Source organism: Sporosarcina soli (assembly GCF_042655805.1).
Lineage (GTDB): Bacteria > Bacillota > Bacilli > Bacillales_A > Planococcaceae > Sporosarcina > Sporosarcina soli.
The window spans coordinates 1,452,995-1,471,211 of record NZ_JBHSNO010000005.1 but is presented as its reverse complement, the minus strand read 5'-3'; the positions used below and the strand labels follow the sequence as shown (position 1 = coordinate 1,471,211).

Genomic DNA, 18,217 nt, shown 5'->3' with positions numbered 1-18,217 from the left:
TAGAATCAAGTTAGAAAATCAAACAATGGAAATTAAAAAACTAGGGAAATCGCTACTCACATGAATGGTATTTGTCATTTTTAAGCCGCTTTTCCAAGCGTTTAAATGCAGATTTAATAATTCCGTTGCCTGTATTGTATGTGGTACATATAGCCTGAGAGAAATGCATTGGTCGATATGCCGTTGACGAGCTGCATTTTGCTTTAATGTCCACTGTTGGTCGATGAAATATGCTGATTTATAGAACCAGAATGTTTCTGGGCTTAGATCTGGCACAATAACGGGAATGGTAGTGTTTGTTTGTTGTGCCACTGTACTTTTTTCAATGATTGGCTCTACTCCGTTTGTTGTCCCCGTTAAGTCTGCTAGTGATGAATTGGCTGCAATTACCGTCAGATAGCCGTTTCGCACGCCATATAGTGAAACATCCGCCCGAAGATTTTGCCATGCCGTTGAATTGTATTTCCTATCTACAAAATAGGTACCAGTATGCCAATCAGACCCTGTGAATAACGGATAAGCCCCTTTTTCCTTTGCAAGTGCCATCGATGTGGAAATCGTCAAATAAGCGATTTGCTCATATAGTTCATCGGCAAATGTCACGGCTTCTGTTGATTCCCATCGTATTTTTTGTACGGCAAGCAGATGATGCCATCCAATGGTACTGAGTGAGATACCGCGGAATTGCGTATTTACATCGTCCACATCATTGTTCAAATCAATGGCATTATCGAGCATGCGCACTTGGATCGGTATTAGGCGTTCCAGTACACCAGCCGGAACGGCAAGACCAAGGTTGATGGATGATTGGGGATAATCTGGACTTTCCTGGATAGGCGGTTGGCTACATCTCACATGTTTATTCACATTTTTTCGATTCACTTCGTCTCTATAAAATAGATGGGGAAGGCCAGTCTCCAGTTGGCTACGCAAAATTCGCTTCATCAGATCGATGGCAAAAACCGTCTCCCGATGAAGTTCCGGATGATTGACGCACTCCATATATTTCTCACGGAATGAGCCGGATCCTCGCTTTTCATCATAAAAGTCCTCCAAATAGTAACCCATGATGGCATGTACTTCTTGTGGGTCGAATAAATGCCAGTGACCTCGGGATTCAACTCGTTCCATAAATAAATCCGGAATTGAGATACCTATTTTCCCGTCAGAAGAATTGTCGAGAAAGTTAAATATGTCCTGATGATAAACAGGTAGGTATGTAGCCACCTTATGTCCAATTGCAGATGACCTGGATGGCATCTCGAATGTCATATATAAATGGCTCAATGCCCAATACGCTTCAGCCACTTTTTTAAGTCGCTCTTCCGTCTCGTTTTGCATAAGTGTCATCGCGGTGATCAGCCATCGTTCTTGAGGGAGTTCGATGGGTTCATTTTCAGCATTTGTGGCGATGTAGTGATCCATCATTGTCCGTAAGCCAAGATAGGTGAACAGCTTGTCTCTTTCCGGGACGATTAGATTCCCTAGAAGCAGTAGCTCATCCTGTGAATAGCAATCAAGGAGCGTTTCATCGTAAAAGCCAAGTTGCGCCAGTTGTTGGAAATGAGCCGGGAAATTCGTATAGGGAGGCGAGCTGCGTTGCGAATAAAGCTCATAAAGATAGATACGTGCTGCGACAAACGTCCAGTACGTATCTTCCTCGTTCAATCGCCCGAGCGCACATGAAATCATGTCCTTATACCACTCGGTTTCTGTTCCGTTCAGATATGTCTTCATCCACCGTGCGTTTGCCTCTATGAGAGGAGCAATTACATCCGCTCCGAATTCACTGCGTAAGTCGTTCAGTAATAGGTCACGATCAAAGCATTTAGTTTGAGTGAACATCGTTTCCGAATCTCCTTCCATGTTCGTTGTGCAGCAAACAGTAGCCGGAGTGGGGCAACTGTTGCTTTTCAAAACAAAAAAGCGATGAAACTACCTTTTCGGTAGAGCCATCGCTCATGGATTAGTTGTAGGAAACAGAATAGGACCGCAAATATCGTCCGATTCATCTGGATAACGTCGGACTGATGGCGGGAACCTGCTCGCTTCCACCTCTCAACCCCCGAAGAAAGTGTTGCTTGACGATAGGGGGCAGGTCTTCTGGCTCACGCTTCATCCTTCCGGCCTGCCTTCCCATGGAATTCTCCACAGTGGCTTCTTCGGCGGTCGTCAGCGCTCACAGTTGCGGGGACAGCTCCGGATTTCCCGGATTCCCTTTTAAACCGTTATACGGTACCCTTCTATCGTTCATTTCGATATAGTTTGTTAACTTAACACTAGCATGTAGCAGGGCAAACGTAAATAGGGAAAGGGAAGTTTCTTAGTTATCAGAAAGGAAATATACTGATTGTTCAGTGCGAGCATCCATAATCTTTAAGAGTGTGTATTTTTCAATTCAATCTCTTCAATTTCTAATTATAAATGGGATACATGGTGTGACTTAGAAATTTCTTTGCTAATTTGAATAGCAGTTTGTAGCAATAACGGTATAAAGGCTTCTTTTCTTGTTTTCTCGTTTGTTCTGCCGGCCTGTGCAGATATATTAATGGCTGCGATTACTTTTCCTTCCGCGTTCCGAATCGGCGCGGCAATTGAACTAAGCCCTTCTTCTAGTTGTTGTTCTACAAAGACCCATCCATTGTCTCGAATTTCTTTAAACCTGTTTATTAATTCCGATTTATCAATAATAGTCTTCTTTGTAAAAGCCTTTAACTCTATTTTTTGAAAGTATGCTTCAAGCTCAGGTGGAGAAAGATGAGCCAATAATACTTGTCCCATAGACGTTGCGTATGCAGGAAGACGAGATCCTACATCTAATGAAATCGTCATAATTCGTTTTGTTGGAATTCGGGCCACATAGACGATATCCGTGTCATCCAAAACGGATATGGATGTTGACTCATTTGTTTGATTGACTAAATCTTTCATATAGTCATGCGCACTTTCCCAAATATTTTTCGATGAAAGATAAGCATAACCGAGAGACAACACGCGGGCTGTTAATGAAAAGTGACCATTTTTTGAAGTTACATAGCCTAAATGTTCTAACGTAAGCAATATACGGCGAACTGTGGGTCGACTTAGCTCCGTAATTTTGGCGGCTTCACTCACCGTTAGGGTTGGATATTCGGGCGAGAAAGCTTGGATGACGGCCAGTCCCCGTTCCAATGATTGGATAATATCCGTTTGTTTAATGGAATTATTAGAATATTCCCTTGACAATATCACTACCTCCGTGTCTATAATGTGATTGTACGATATGTAATTATTTGTACGTCAAGCGTACAATTTAATGATGGATTTTGCAAACACCTTTTTACACAATAGATTGTTCAAATCATAAATAAGGGGGAGTAATCAGTTATGGCATATTTCGAGGCACCAAAGCTGACATTTACATTTGATTTGGAATTACAGGTTGAAAAAGCACATCTACCAGGAAAGACACCGATTGGTAATCGAAGAATTATCCGAGTAGAGGGCGGTCATTTCAATGGCGAGTATATCAAAGGAGAAGTAATTCCAGGAGGAGACGATTGGATTACAGTTCGGGAAGACGGGACGATTATCCAGGATGTTCGTATCTTATTGCGCACGGACGACAATGAAATCATTCTGATGACCTACCGCGGAATTCGTACAGGTCCGAAAGAAGTATTGGCACGCCTTGATAATAATGAACAAGTTAATCCGGAAGAGTACTATTTCCGTACAGTTCCAATCTTTGAAACGGCTTCTGAAAAATATGATTGGATGAATAAAACAGCATTTGTCTCAACAGGACAGCGATTAGCGACTGGAGTAAAATACTCCGTCTATCAAGTTGACTAATTATAGAGAGGGGTTATCAAATGGTTAAGGAATTTATGCTCGATTCGCATACGAAATTAGCAATCCAAGAAACTCCAGGGCACAAAGGGACGATCATTGCTGTTCATGGGTTGACGGGTAATCATAAGACTTTTTATCATTACCGGAAGTTGCTGGAAGGGGATTATACGTTCATTAGCTATGACCTTCGTGGGAGAGGAAACAGCAGTCCGGCAGATGAAAATACATCCTTATTCAAACATGCGGAAGAACTAAAAACATTTATTGAAATGAAGAAAATTGAGAAACCGATTTTGATGGGTTATTCCATGGGAGCCTATATTTGTGCGCTCGTCGCAAGTGAAGTGGAAGTATCTGGGCTTATTTTACTTGACGGTGCCGGTACAACGGAAGAAAAGCAACGGGAGTTGATCATCCCTTCTCTCAGTCGATTGAAGAAATCGTATCGTTCTGCAGATGACTATGTCGCTCAAACAAGGGACATTTATGCTTCACTGAATGTTGAATGGGACGCGGCTGTTGAAGAAATTACCCGCTATGAAGTAAAAGAAACGCCAGATGGATGGCAACATAAATCAGAGGCGAGTGCGATGGAAAAAGATTTTAATAGCTTTTACGATTTTCATCCCATTCCTGTATTTGAAAAGATCATTTGTCCAACGTTACTTGTGATTGCATATGGACCTTTAGGGAAGAAAGCACCTCTTTTTACAAAAGAAACGTATACCGAAACGATTGCGACAGCGAAAGATCTAGTAACCATCGAAGTGCCTGCTAATCATTACACATTAATGTTTGAAAAGCAGGAGAAAGTCGAGGAAAGCATTCTCGATTTACTGCAAAATATAAAGAAGGTGACAGTATGAGGTTAAATAGAGTGACCACAATGTGTATCGGCGTAGGACACGGTATTTCAATAGTCGTTGAAAAAGTAGGACTATAAATGTAGCCTAGGTAGTTCATTATTTCTGAAGGAACGCTATCAAAAACTTATTAGAATTTATCGAGGGAAGGAAGAATATAAATTGAAAATCCATTCGTTAGACGTACATATCGTAGATCTCCCGACAATTCGTCCCCATCACCTGGCAATGCATACGATCGTTAATCAGACGATCGTTCTTGCTTGCGTGAAGAGTGAAGATGGGATTGAGGGGTGGGCTGAAGTTGCAACAATCGGTGGCGCATCGTATGCCGAGGAAAGCCCTGAAGCGATTAAGTTCAATACCGAGAAATACATTAAGCCGCTTATCATCGGAAAAAACCCTGCTAACTTTGGGGCTATTTCTTATCTAATCAGCCAGAATGTTGTTGGGAACTATTATGCGAAAGCGCTAGTGGAGGCGGCCATTATTGACTTGGCAGCAAAAGCACTAAATATCCCAAGTTATGAACTGTTCGGCGGACAAGTCCATACATCGTTGCCGGTCGCTTGGACACTTGCAAGCGGTGACACGGGGAAAGACATTGAAGAAGCAAAAGAATGTCTGGCGGCTAAACGTCACAACATTTTCAAATTGAAAATTGGCATGGGTGACCCGAAAAAGAATGTCCAACATGTACTTAAAATAAAAGAAGCAGTCGGAGACCAAGCTAGTGTCCGCGTAGATGTTAACCAAGCGTGGGATGAAGTGACATCGTTATACTGTATTGAAGCGTTGGAAGCGGGGGGGATCGATTTGATCGAACAACCGCTTATACATTGGAACCACGAAGGGATGGCAAGGCTTGCGGATCGATTTAAGGTGCCGATCATGGTGGATGAAGGACTCGGTCATATTCAAGGAGCTCACCATATTGCCAAACAACGTGCCGGTAATGTCTTTGCGCTCAAAGTCGGTAAGGCGGGTGGTCTGATAGCCACTAAGAAAACGGCAGCCATCGCTGAAGCTTCGGGTATCCCACTTTACGGGGGAACGATGATTGAATCATCACTCGGAACGGCCATATGTGCCCAACTGTACTCAACGATTCCTGAAATCGCTTTCGGAACGGAGCTATTCGGACCGTTGTTGTTCAAAGATACAATTACGACAAATGCCATCGAATATGAAAACTTTGAGATCAAAATTCCACAAGGACCTGGATTTGGGATGACGATTGATAAGGAAAAAGTACGCCATTATTCAAGGGACGCACAATATAGTACAGCCACATCGCATCGTTGATTTAGTTGGGGTGAGAGTGCTTAAAAAAACGGAGAATCAAAGATAGATCCTTAATGTGTACGGCACAATACTATTTTTAGCTAGAGGCGCCTTCGAAGCGGTAGCCGTTGCGTTTTTTGTGAGTATCTTTAGTTCAATTTATCTTCATTCAGCAAATCTTTTTGTACTGAAAGCGAAGCGTCAGCTACAGAAGACTCCCACTTCTATAGATGGCAAGATGAATGCGGTTTTGTTTCTTGTTTAGCGGGTGTTCAAACGCCCGCTGAACGAAGATAAAGCCTCCGGCGGATGTCACAGATTTTGAAAGGAATGAAAGAAGGCAGTCTAAGTTCGCGACGTCCTGTCGCAACGACTGCATGACCAACATCCTGTTGGCCTCAAGCTCGATTCAAAATCTGGACGCAATTACGCCGAGGCGTAATTGATGTAATTACAGTAGGGCTATATTTACCTTTATATAGCCCTTATTTTCGTAGGGAAATTTAAAGGAGGATGGCATATATTGAATCAGAAGCTTAAGTGGAATGACTCTAAAATTTTTAAAGGAATTACGATTTGTACCATTTTAACAATGCTTGCTGGCTGTTCTTACAGATCGGAAGCATCAGGCACAAGAACATTGGAAGAGAGTATAAAATCCAAAAATAGTATTAGAGAAAATCAACCGGAAAGTGGGGAACCGCCATCCAAAACGAATATTGCTTATATTGTCCTCGATGATTCTGGTTTTGCTGATCTTGGAAGTTATGGATCGGAAATCAAAACCCCTCACCTGGACAAGCTAGCGGAAAATGGTTTAAGGTATAACAATTTTCACGTGACTCCTTTATGTTCACCAACACGCGCATCCTTGCTAACAGGAAGAAACCATCACACAGTAGGCATGGGAAGTGTAGCTAATTTCGATTATGGTCCAGAATTTCCGAATAAAAGAGGTTCAATCATACCCGCGGCTGCAACAGTAGCGGAAGTCCTTTCTGAAAGCGGATACAACACATACGCGCTAGGAAAATGGCATCTTGCACCGACTTCACAAGTAACACCAGCAGGACCTTATCATAACTGGCCGCTTGGAAAAGGTTTCAACCGTTTTTATGGGTTTCTCGAGGACTCAGCTGACCAATATCGCCCAGAGTTGACAGAAGATAATCATCCTATCCCGGTGCCGGATAAGGATAATTATCATTTTTCGGAAGGCATTGTTGATAAATCGATCCAATACGCTCTAGACAATATTACTACTTCACCAGATACTCCTTTCTTTATGTATATGGCTTTTGGGGCTCAACATCAACCTCATCAAGTGCCAGAAAAGTACATTGATATGTATGACGGCGTCTATGATGAAGGATGGGATGTTATTCGAGAACAACGATTTGAAAAACAAAAAGAATTGGGGATTATTCCGGAGAGTACAGAGCTTGCGCCAACAAATCCCGGCGTTGAGAAATGGGATAATTTATCTGACGATCACAAAAAAGCTTTTATTCGTATGAAACAAACTTACGCTGGATTTTTAACGCATACTGACGAGCAAATTGGAAGGTTTATTGACTTCTTGGAAGAGAAAGGAGAGCTCGATAATACAATAATTGTTTTTCTTTCGGATAATGGAGCAAGTGCTATCGGTGGGGAATTGGGCTCGGTGAATCAGGCACTCGCATACAATTTCATACCTGAGAAGATAGAAGATATTGTTGAAAATATTGAAGTTATGGGCGGAGAAAGAGCTGGAACTGATTATCCTGCAGGTTGGGGGCAAGTAAGTAATACTCCGTTCAAGTTTTATAAAAATAGTACGTATGCTGGTGGAACACATACACCGATGATTGTTCATTGGCCAGAAGGGATTAAAGATAAGGGCGGAATAAGGACGCAATATGTTAATGTAAGCGATGTAACAGCGACCATTTATGATGCGCTAGGTATCGATGTTCCTAAAAAAGTAAAAGGTATTGAGCAATTGCCGTTAGATGGAACAAGCTTCACTTATACATTTGATGACGGTGGGGCAAAGTCTGTTAAAAAGACGCAGTATTTCGAGGTAAGTGGCCATCGCGCTATTTATCATGACGGTTGGAGAGCAGTGACAATGCATAAAAAAGGTGAGCCTTTTGAAAAGGATGTATGGGAACTTTACCATGTGGAAAAGGACTTTTCAGAAGTCCACGATTTAGCTAAAAAAGAACCCAAAAAACTATTAGAGATGAAGGATCTTTGGCAAAAAGAAGCAGAGAAAAATGGTGTTTTACCGCTATCAGATTTATTTTTGGAAGCGTTTGCTAATGTCGCGGATGATTCACCAAGGGCGAGAAGAACATTTACGTATTACCCGGGAATGAGCCATTTGAGCGAATCTGCGTCTCCGGCAATCATCAATCGTTCCTATAAGATAGATGTTCCAATCACCTATAAAAACGGAGATGAGGGAGTGCTGATCGCTTTAGGAAATCATAAGAGTGGATACACCCTTTATATTAAAGATAATCGTCTTGTTTATGAATACAATGTAGGCTTTGCAAGATACAAAGCCATATCTGAAAAGGATTTGACCGAAGGAGAGTTAGACATTCGCTTCGAGTTCGATAAAACAGGTGACTATGCTGGCATCGGCTCGCTTTTTGTGAATGACAAAAAGGTTGGGGAAGTTGAAATGGAAGCAACATTGCCATACAAAACTTCTTTTGAAGGAATGGACATTGGGAAAGATCTGCTTTATCCTGTCAGTACTGATTATGAGGATCAAGGTGAATTTGCCTTTACAGGTACAATCGAAAAGGTTGTTTTTGAACTGGAAGACAACGTAGAAGTCGCTGAGAAATAACGGGGTGAAAAAAAGCAAAGAACTTTATGATAAAAAGTGTTGCCCTCCTCCGATTATTTGTATCAGATAAAATAAAGCGAAATGTTCGAAATGTAGTTCAACAAACACCGTGGATCGTTCAACCGGTCATATGAGATTTTGTAGTGCAGCAGACCTATAGGAAATAGTCGTTCAGCTTGCCGAAGTTGGACTTGCAGTCAAAATAACTGGAATGATGATGTATATGAATGACTATATACATCATCATTTTATCTTCATTCAGCAAATCTTTTTGTACTGAAAGCGAAGCGTCAGCTACAGAAGACTCCCTCTGTAGGTGATGAGATGAATGCGGTTTTGTTTTACCTGTTCATAGGGGGTTCAAACGCCGGCTGAACAGTAGAAGAACGCAGGCTAAGGTCGCCACGTCCTGATAAAGTGCCTTAATTTCTGCAAAAAAACGCAGAAATACGGCAAATCGAACCCTTCGCTGTTCGATTCGCAACGCCTGCATGACCTACATCCTGTACGCCTCAAGCTCGATTCAAAATCTGGACGCAATTACGCCGAGGCGTAATTGATTCTGAATATAGAACTTATGGCCAATCTGATACAGAGGAGTATAGAGGATCTCTAAGCTTGAGTAACATTCGCTAGTATAAGTCCCTTTGTTGTCGCTAATATAAAATAGAAATGATCCGTGAAAACATTGGATTCGTATTCCTCGAAAAAACAAACAAGGTCCAATGTTTTGCTGATAAATAGAAGGGAGTAGGAGTGGTAATGAAAGCTAACCAGCTACTTTTACAGAATTTGCTTGATGTCAATCCTCGTACAGGCGTAATTAAGTTACACGACAAACGAATGGCATTAATCTCCGTAGAAGCATTGGGAATCTTGCGCACAGATTTAATTAATACGCTCGGCAAAGATCGCGCAAAAGGATTTCTTATGCGCTATGGCTGGGCATGTGGCAACAAGGCAGGGGAATCTCTTCGGGAAGAATACGAATGGAAATCGATAAAAGAATTGGTGTTGGCAGGACCATCTATGCATACATTAGAGGGAATTGTAACTGTAGAGCCTGACGTTTTGGAAATTGATGGTGATAAGCTATATTTTACGGGACACTGGAAAAACTCATTTGAAGTGGGAAATCATATTGGTGAACAAGGTATAGACCGTGAGGGAATATGTTGGACATTAATTGGTTATGCAAGTGGCTATCTCACAAAAGTTTTTGGAAAAGAAGTTGTCGCTTATGAGAAATACTGCCGAGGGAAAGGGGACTCGGTTTGTTATTTTGTTGCAAAAACGGTCGCTCACTCTGAAGAAGAACACTTGAAGGATTTACGTTATTACAAAGCGGAATCTTTGCAGTCTGTCTTGGAAGATATGTATATGGAAATAGAGCAGCTTAACAAAGACATCGTCGAGTCGGAAAAGGTGCAAAATGAATTAACTGAGCTTTTTTTGGAGGACAAAGATATTAATGAAATTACGGCTATGATTGGAAATATACTCGGACGTAGCATTGTTATAGATCATTTAACGGAAGTATACTCGTCCTATTTTGAGTGTGAAGAAGATCGGAAGACATATGATAAATGGATAAAAAGCGGCGTAGTTACGAATCGGTATGATGGTTTATTTTTTGAGTCATTTAGCATTAGAAGCCATAAAGTTTCATTGGGAAGGCTGACTGTAATCGGTGACGAAAAGCTTGACCAAAGAGAGCAGTTAATAATAAACCGGGCTTTAATGGTGTTCACGATTCAAATGTATCATCAGCGGAAAATTACAGAATCACTATGGCAAAGAAGAGAAGATTTTTTCGGTGAACTGATCGAAAATAGAATAGTAGATGATGCTCTTTTGAATAGGCAAGCTGCTATTTTTGGTTTTAAACCAGGCGAGCCAAATTGGCTGATCGCTATTAATGTGTTGCCGAAAGAAAAGAGAGGAGATGTGTTAGGTTTCCTCACGAAAAAGTATTCTTGTCTCGATGTATTTACGAAAGACGGATACATAGTCATGATTGTTCCGAAAAATAGCAACCCTAATATTGAGGACTATATGTCCAGCATACTTGAGGAAATCCTCGTAAGTTTACCCGATGTAAAAGTTTATAGTGGTTCAGGACAATTGGCAGATACGATTCAAAAGATGCGTATAAGTTATTTGGACGCTACTCGTCTATGTGACTTTGTCCAATTGACGTACCCGATGGGCAGCCGACATGCTGCTTTTAAAGAGTTAGAACCGATGATGATGTTTTTGAAGGGGTCTGATCCGCAAGAATTAATTAGGTTTTACTCTGAAACGATCGGCGAATTAGTGGAATACGATAGTGAAAATCAAGGGAATTTAGTTATTACGCTTAAAACATACCTGGATAACAATGGAAATTTGCAACAAACGGCTGATGAATTGCATTTATCGATCGCTGGATTGCGTTACCGAATTGAAAGGATAGAATCGTTAAGTGGTATCGATTTAAAAACGGGAGCCGGTAGATTTGAATGCCAACTTGCTACAAAAATATATTTTGCATTGCAAGTCATGAGCAATATAAAGAACTAATGAATTTTAAAGGAGGACGAATCGTTTGCGATTCGTCCTTTACTTATCGTAAAAGCGGAGTGGGGATTCTTAATTTTAAACTACTCCGCAATTTCTGCTAGTCAAGACACTTTTCTTGATGTTTTTTTACAGTTATCAATAATCGGAATAAAATGTACTATTAAGTTAGTAAGCGGTTACATTATAGAAAGGGAGGAACAAGATGACTACTAAACAACAAGAAACGGTTAAAGCGCCTTTGACAGGTGCAGAGTATTTGGAGAGTTTGAGAGACGGTCGGGAAGTATGGCTTCATGGGGAAAAAGTTGAAGACGTTACGACGCACCCTGCATTCCGAAATAGTGCCCGTTCCATTGCTAGATTGTATGACGCCTTGCATGATCCAAAATATAAAGACGTGTTAACGAGAGAAACAGATACAGGAAATGGCGGCTATACACAACGCTTCTTCCAACCGGATACAACTCCGGGGGATTTGTTCAAAACGCGTGATGCCATCGCACAATGGGCAAGGCTGACATATGGTCAAATGGGGAGATCTCCAGATTACAAAGCATCCTTTCTAGCGACGCTTGGAGCAAATCCGGAATACTACGGAAAATATGCAGACAATGCGAGGAGATGGTACAAAGAAGCGCAAGAGAAAAACTGGTACTTCAACCATGCCATCATTAATCCACCGGTTGACCGAGACAAGCCGATTGACGAAGTGAAAGATGTATTTATTCACTGCGTAGGTGAAACGGAAGAAGGTATTTTGGTCAGTGGTGCAAAGATGGTGGCGACGGGTTCGGCTCTTACAAACTATAACTTTGTTGCTCATTATGGGGCACTTGCAATCCCAAGTGAGGAGTATGCGCTTGTATTTATTGCCGACATGTCAACACCGGGTGTTAAACTCATTAGCCGCCCTTCCTATGAAATGAATGCAGCGGTAACTGGAAGTCCATTCGATTATCCATTAAGTAGCCGCTTTGATGAAAACGATACAGTCATTGTTTTTGATAATGCCTTGATTCCATGGGAAAACGTACTAGTTTATAAAGATATCGAGAAAGCGAATAACTTCTTCGCAGAAAGTGGATTCCTACATCGCTTTACGTTTCACGGTGTTGTACGACTTGCAGTTAAACTAGATTTCATTTCAGGCTTACTGATTAAAGCGTTAAGAGGGAATGGAACAGATAAATTCCGTGGCGTCCAAGCGAATATTGGGGAAGTGTTGGCGTATCGGAATATGTTCTGGGCGATGAGTGATGCCATGGCTTTGAATCCAAACCAAGGTGCAAATGGTACCGTCTTACCAAACATTGACTATGGCTTGGCGTACCGTGTATTCATGTCGGAAGGATGGCCGCGTGTAAAAGACATTATTGAGACGGTTGTGGCGGGAAGTCTAATCGTACAGCCATCGAGTACAAGTGATTTTAAAAATCCAGAGCTGCGTCCTTATCTTGATAAGCTCTATCGTGGTTCAAATGGCATTGATGCAGAAGAAAAAATTAAAGTCATCAAATTGCTGTGGGATGCGATTGGAACTGAATACGGTGGACGCCATGAATTGTATGAGCGAAACTACTCCGGAAACAATGAAAATATTCGTCTTGAGAACTTGATCATGGCTCAAAAGACTGGTCAGGCAGAAGAGTATGAAAATTTTGCTCAAGAATGTATGGATGATTATAACTTGGATGGTTGGGTGAATCCAACATGGATCAACCCGGATGATGTAAATGCTTATCAAAAGAAATGAATAAGAAAAGTGAATTGTACTCTTCAACAATTTAACGCTTGTAAATTTTTTGAAGTAATAAAAAACCGATATTTAGGAGGAATTCGTGATGCAAAAAGAACTTACTAAAAAGAATGAACGTGTAGAAGAGGTCTTTCATTTATTTATTAAACATATTCAAGGTTTTTTAGATGAAGCGAAACTAAATCACGAAGAGTATACAAACTTTGTGAATTGGGCTGATCGACTGGGACGGTCAGGAGAATTTCCGCTATACGCGGATGTTTTTCTAGAGACCCATGTACTAAAAGCGATGTACACTGAGAAACCTGGCACTCAACCTTCCCTTTTGGGGCCATATTTCATTGAAGGATCTCCTTTGATCGAAGCGGAACCCGGAAAGCCATTGGTGTTGACACAGCGTCCGGATGAAGCAGGTGAGGTTCTATATTTTAAAGGGAACGTAAGCAATGTTGACGGTAAGAAGCTAGCGAATACCCGCGTTGAAATGTGGCATAATGATGCATCCCAAAAATATTCTGCTTTTGATTCGGATGCGCCGAGATATAACTTCAGAGGACATTTCTATACCGATGAAAACGGTGATTTTGAAGTGAAATCCATTGTACCGCTTCCTTATTCGATACCGACAGACGGTCCTACAGGCGAGTTTTTAGAATACACGGATCAGCATCCGATGCGTCCGGCACATCTTCACCTTATGTTCGAAGCAGAGGGACACGAAACCCTTATTACACAAGTGTTCTTCGAAGGTGATGAATATCTTGAAACAGACGTGGCAGATGGTGTCCGATTAGATCTTCTGACAAAACTTATCGATAAAGGTAGTCATAAAGAGGCTTCGCTAAACTTTGTGATGCGCACGGTATAAGTAAGGTGTACATCGTCAAGGGCATTGAATGATGTCCTTGATTTTTTGAAAATCCGTGACATCCGCTGAAGCAAGTTAAAACGGTTGCTATTCAATGCGAAATACAATGCTTGATTCGTCATTGACGAATTGATCGTTGTCATCTTGACGAAAAGTGAGGATATCTTATATTGAAGGTTTTTCAAAACAATCAACTTAAACTAGAACAATCCGTTGTCACGATTGGAGCTTTTGACGGCATTCACCGAGGACATCAAGCATTGATAAAAAAAGCGAAATCACAAGCTGAACTTTATAAGGTTCCTCTTGTTGTCTATACATTCGATCCACCGCCTAAGGTTTTTTTTCAAAATCAGCCACTATTGACTTCACTGCCGGAAAAGAGAAAATTTCTAGAGGAACTGGGTGTTTGCTACACGGTTTTCGCATCATTTGACGAGGTATATGCATCCAGGTGCGTACAAGATTTTATTGATGAGTTAAGCGATGTGAATCCAAAAGAGATATGGGTGGGACCAGGATTCAACTTTGCCAAAGGGAAAAGCGGTACGATTGCAGATCTAGACAATGCATTTAAGGCATATCAGCATCCGGCTGTCACATGTCCAGAAGGGGAAGTCATTTCATCGACACGGATTCGTAACCTTTTACAGCATAAAGAAGTGGAAAAAGCCTATTCATTATTAGGAAGAAATCAATATGCCTTAAATCACGCCTAATAAAGTATTAGTGATTAGTACCAGGCAGGTAGTTTAATAGGAGGGATATTTTGATGGATGCAAGGGAATTTAGAAACTGTATGGGACGTTTTGCAACCGGTGTTACTGTTGTAACATGTAAAGCTGAAAGCGGCAATCATGGTTTCACAGCAAACTCATTTACTTCTGTGTCATTAGATCCACCGCTTGTTTTGGTATCTGTTGACCGGAAAACGAAAGCATTCAAACACCTTAAAAATAATGCATTCACGATTAATATTTTAAACGACGAACAAGAAGATGTGGCTATGCATTTTGCGGGTCGTCCGAAGGAAACTGAGCCATTCAATTGGGTTGAAGGAGAGCATACAACCCGTCTTGAGGAATCGCTCGCCTATATCGAATGTGTTGCATGGAACGAATATGACGGTGGTGACCATGTTCTTTTCGTGGGTGAGGTTAAGAATTTTGAGTACAATGACGGGAATGCTCTCACGTATTTTGCAGGCAAATTTTCAACTTTATCTTCAGAAGTCCAAGCGGTTTGATGAAATACCAACAAAAAACGCACCCTTGTCATACACAAAAGGTGCGTTTTTAAATTTGTTCATACTAAAAGGTCTATTTACCTTAGTTAGTTAGACCTAAACATACATTGTATTAAAGGTAAGGGTTACGTTAGTATATATCTACGATTAGATTATTCTAATTTTTCTGATGTGTAATGTGTTCACGATCTTAATCTAATTTAGCAGCTATCCAAACTTCCGTTGAATTAGATTAAGCGCTCGGGGGATTATGGTAAAGCGCTTGTATCATCACGCATTTTTATACGTCAAACACTTGAAATATTCGGTGTGTGAGAACAGTAATCTAACAATGAATTAGGGGGAATTCATGATGCAAAAAGAACTTACTAAAAAGAATGAACGTGTAGAAGAGGTCTTTCATTTGTTTATCAAACATATCCAAGGTTTTTTAGAGGAAGCGAAACTAAACCACGAGGAGTATACAAACTTTGTAAATTGGGCTGATCGACTTGGAAGGACAGGAGAATTTCCGTTGTATGCGGATGTTTTCTTGGAAACACATGTGCTAAAAGCGATGTACACGGAGAAGCCTGGAACACAACCGTCCCTTTTAGGGCCTTATTTCATAGAAGGATCCCCGCTGATTGAAGCAGAACCCGGAAAACCATTGGTGTTGACACAGCGTCCAGACGAAGCAGGCGAGGTTCTGTATTTTAAAGGGAACGTCAGCAATGTTGACGGTAAGAAGCTAGCGAATACACGCGTTGAAATGTGGCATAATGATGCATCCCGTAAATATTCCGCTTTTGATTCGGATGCACCGAGATATAACTTTAGAGGGCATTTCTATACGGATGAAAACGGTGATTTTGAAGTGAAATCGATCGTTCCACTACCTTATTCGATCCCGACGGATGGTCCTACGGGAGAGTTTTTAGCATACACGGATCAGCATCCGATGCGTCCGGCACATCTTCACCTTATGTTTGAAGCAGAGGGACATGAAACCCTTATTACACAAGTGTTCTTCGAAGGCGATGAATATCTTGAAACAGACGTGGCAGACGGTGTCCGATTAGATCTTCTGACAAATCTTATCGATAAAGGCGATCATAAAGAAGCTTCGTTAAACTTTGTGATGCGAACACTATAAAAAATCAGGGGCATTGAGAATGCCCCTGATTTTTTTTGCACGGAAGGAAGAGAGTGAGAATGTGCAATTGAAGATTTAAGGTGATTTGATTTGTATGGATAGAACTAGAATAATGGCATTCTTTGAACCTCAACATTCGCAGAAGAAGTCGGCAATTGTGAAGTATATCATCTTATTAATGGTGATTTTTATCTTGTTCTCGCGGATTGTTACCTTTGTTGTCAGCTAAAATAGCAGCTATTGAACAGCGGTGTCTGGAACCATAGCGACGATATTTTACGAGATATCGTCCTGTGGTGACTGGCACTTTTCATTTTGAGTTGGCTTTTTTATGATAGACGAATCATATGGAATATTTAAGAAGTTCAGACCTAATGTGCAGTAGTTAAAATATTTTAAATGTTCTATCGTGGGAATAGATAAAATATTTAGTGGCAAATCTTCAATGAAATTTGGAATCTAGGTTGAAAGGGAAGGCTCTTCCGTACGTAACTCATTCTTTATATCATGAGGTGAATGTCATTAAGTGAAAATATAAGTTATAAGGAGGAGAAAATCATGACTGTTCAAATACAAAACCAAAACCAACTCAACCAAGTATTGGCCGAAATCCGTGCTCGACGCGATGAATTTGAAAAGAAGCGGCACGTGCCAAAGGATATGATAGCGCAACTAAAGCAATTGGGCGTCTATCGCGCTCATGCGCCGCAATGCTTTGGCGGAGATGCCCCCACGCCCATGGAATTCCTTAAGTTGATTGAGACGATCTCCGAAGCAGATGGCTCCGCTGGATGGGTAGCAAGCTTCGGCTCTGCTGCAATCTACCTGGCGGCCCTGCCGCGCGAAACACTCGCAAGCCTTTACGCGGATGGGCCAGATGTGGCCTTTGCAGGTGGTCTGTTTCCAGTTCAGCCCGCAAAGAAGGTGAGTGGCGGCTGGCTTGTTAACGGTCTTTGGAGGTTCGCAAGTGGATGTAAGGGGGCCGATCTCCTCGGCGTTGGTATTGGTACTGGGGAAGGCGGCAAACCGCTTACCGCTGTACTAAGACCTGAGGACGTGGAAATCGTCGAGAACTGGGAGGTAATCGGGATGCGCGGAACGGGCAGCCATGACCTGCGCGTAAAAGACATCTTCGTCCCTGATGAATGGACCTTTGTTCGTGGTGGTGTTCCTTCTATTGAAGAACCGATTTACCACTTTCCATCCATCGCTTATGCAGCACAGGTATTAGCAGTGGTCAATCTTGGTGTAGCCCGGGCCGCACTTGATGAAGTTTCTCAGATGGCTGGAGGTGCCAGCATCACAGGGGCCCCGAAAATGGCCGATCGAGCTTATTTGCGAATCTCTGTGGCAAAGGCAGAAGCAGCGCTAAGGTCGGCGCGTGCCTTCTTCTACGAGGCTACTGAATCCGCTTGGGAATCAATCCTGAAGGGTGACGGCGTCTCCGATGACCAAACAAGCACACTGCGTCTGGCAGCCACTCAAGCTGCCCGCGAAGGTGCGAGCGCTGTGCAGTCAGCCTATATGCTTGCTGGCACCTCAGCTATTTACGACGGACATCCACTGCAGCGATATCTACGCGATGCGATGGTTGTGACCCAGCACGCATTTCTAAACGAGAGCATGTATGACGGTGCAGGGGCGGTACGCTTGGGCGTGCAACCGATGAAAGGTTACATCTGATAAGATAGAATTATTCACAGACATTTGATAAGTCCGCTTATCTTACAAAATTTTTTACGAGGTGTAAACGCTGTCATTATAAAGAATGTTTTATTTTGGGACAGTCATTTACTATTTTGCGAAAACTTGTCTGAGTCAACA

General features: G+C 41.8%; 13 protein-coding genes and 1 riboswitch. Of the genes, 11 read left to right on the top strand and 2 right to left on the bottom strand.

Annotated elements, in window-relative coordinates:
* Window positions 1-18 precede the first annotated feature (18 nt).
* Together ACFPRA_RS11020 and ACFPRA_RS11015 are read right to left on the bottom strand one after the other, a co-directional pair.
* A complete protein-coding gene (locus ACFPRA_RS11020; protein WP_381434078.1) occupies window positions 19-1,845 on the bottom strand; it encodes a ribonucleotide reductase N-terminal alpha domain-containing protein in 1,827 nt (608 codons plus the stop codon).
* 231 nt (window positions 1,846-2,076) lie between these two features.
* Window positions 2,077-2,259, bottom strand: a riboswitch (cobalamin riboswitch).
* A 159-nt stretch (window positions 2,260-2,418) separates the two neighbouring features.
* A complete protein-coding gene (locus ACFPRA_RS11015) occupies window positions 2,419-3,225 on the bottom strand; it encodes an IclR family transcriptional regulator domain-containing protein (RefSeq protein WP_381434075.1) in 807 nt (268 codons plus the stop codon).
* Between the two features lie 141 nt (window positions 3,226-3,366).
* Between ACFPRA_RS11015 and ACFPRA_RS11010 the strand changes: the two genes are divergently transcribed.
* From ACFPRA_RS11010 to ACFPRA_RS10960, 11 genes are all read left to right on the top strand, one after another.
* Entirely contained in the window at window positions 3,367-3,834 is a 468-nt protein-coding gene (locus ACFPRA_RS11010) for a DUF3237 domain-containing protein (RefSeq protein WP_381434071.1), read from the top strand.
* 20 nt (window positions 3,835-3,854) lie between these two features.
* Entirely contained in the window at window positions 3,855-4,700 is an 846-nt protein-coding gene (locus tag ACFPRA_RS11005) for an alpha/beta fold hydrolase (protein ID WP_381434069.1), read from the top strand.
* A 159-nt stretch (window positions 4,701-4,859) separates the two neighbouring features.
* A complete protein-coding gene (locus ACFPRA_RS11000) occupies window positions 4,860-6,002 on the top strand; it encodes a muconate cycloisomerase family protein (protein WP_381434066.1) in 1,143 nt (380 codons plus the stop codon).
* 502 nt (window positions 6,003-6,504) lie between these two features.
* Window positions 6,505-8,826, top strand: coding sequence for an arylsulfatase (locus ACFPRA_RS10995; protein WP_381434064.1), 2,322 nt, complete (start codon window positions 6,505-6,507; stop codon window positions 8,824-8,826).
* Window positions 8,827-9,588: 762 nt separating this feature from the next.
* Window positions 9,589-11,388 carry a XylR N-terminal domain-containing protein gene (locus ACFPRA_RS10990; protein WP_381434061.1) on the top strand — a complete coding sequence of 600 codons (1,800 nt, stop codon included), beginning with the start codon at window positions 9,589-9,591 and terminating at the stop codon, window positions 11,386-11,388.
* 202 nt (window positions 11,389-11,590) lie between these two features.
* Window positions 11,591-13,141, top strand: coding sequence for a 4-hydroxyphenylacetate 3-hydroxylase family protein (locus ACFPRA_RS10985; protein WP_381434058.1), 1,551 nt, complete (start codon window positions 11,591-11,593; stop codon window positions 13,139-13,141).
* Window positions 13,142-13,229: 88 nt separating this feature from the next.
* Window positions 13,230-14,012, top strand: a complete 783-nt coding sequence (locus ACFPRA_RS10980; protein WP_381434055.1) for a dioxygenase family protein — start codon at window positions 13,230-13,232, stop codon at window positions 14,010-14,012.
* Window positions 14,013-14,182: 170 nt separating this feature from the next.
* Window positions 14,183-14,731 (top strand): adenylyltransferase/cytidyltransferase family protein, encoded by a 549-nt coding sequence (locus ACFPRA_RS10975; RefSeq protein ID WP_381434052.1) that lies wholly within the window; start codon window positions 14,183-14,185, stop codon window positions 14,729-14,731.
* A 53-nt stretch (window positions 14,732-14,784) separates the two neighbouring features.
* Window positions 14,785-15,258, top strand: coding sequence for a flavin reductase family protein (locus tag ACFPRA_RS10970; protein WP_381434049.1), 474 nt, complete (start codon window positions 14,785-14,787; stop codon window positions 15,256-15,258).
* A gap of 352 nt (window positions 15,259-15,610) precedes the next feature.
* Window positions 15,611-16,393, top strand: coding sequence for a dioxygenase family protein (locus ACFPRA_RS10965; protein ID WP_381434046.1), 783 nt, complete (start codon window positions 15,611-15,613; stop codon window positions 16,391-16,393).
* A 558-nt stretch (window positions 16,394-16,951) separates the two neighbouring features.
* Complete coding sequence (locus tag ACFPRA_RS10960) at window positions 16,952-18,076, top strand: acyl-CoA dehydrogenase family protein (RefSeq protein ID WP_381434043.1); 1,125 nt, start codon at window positions 16,952-16,954, stop codon at window positions 18,074-18,076.
* Window positions 18,077-18,217: the final 141 nt, after the last annotated feature.

Bases quoted from the DNA above. Each gene is read 5' to 3' on its own strand.
- ACFPRA_RS11020 (WP_381434078.1), bottom strand. From the start codon at position 1,845: ATGTTCACTCAAACTAAATGCTTTGATCGTGACCTATTACTGAACGAC.
- ACFPRA_RS11010 (WP_381434071.1), top strand. From the start codon at position 3,367: ATGGCATATTTCGAGGCACCAAAGCTGACATTTACATTTGATTTGGAA.
- ACFPRA_RS11005 (WP_381434069.1), top strand. From the start codon at position 3,855: ATGGTTAAGGAATTTATGCTCGATTCGCATACGAAATTAGCAATCCAA.
- ACFPRA_RS10990 (WP_381434061.1), top strand. From the start codon at position 9,589: ATGAAAGCTAACCAGCTACTTTTACAGAATTTGCTTGATGTCAATCCT.
- ACFPRA_RS10985 (WP_381434058.1), top strand. From the start codon at position 11,591: ATGACTACTAAACAACAAGAAACGGTTAAAGCGCCTTTGACAGGTGCA.
- ACFPRA_RS10980 (WP_381434055.1), top strand. From the start codon at position 13,230: ATGCAAAAAGAACTTACTAAAAAGAATGAACGTGTAGAAGAGGTCTTT.
- ACFPRA_RS10970 (WP_381434049.1), top strand. From the start codon at position 14,785: ATGGATGCAAGGGAATTTAGAAACTGTATGGGACGTTTTGCAACCGGT.
- ACFPRA_RS10965 (WP_381434046.1), top strand. From the start codon at position 15,611: ATGCAAAAAGAACTTACTAAAAAGAATGAACGTGTAGAAGAGGTCTTT.
- ACFPRA_RS10960 (WP_381434043.1), top strand. From the start codon at position 16,952: ATGACTGTTCAAATACAAAACCAAAACCAACTCAACCAAGTATTGGCC.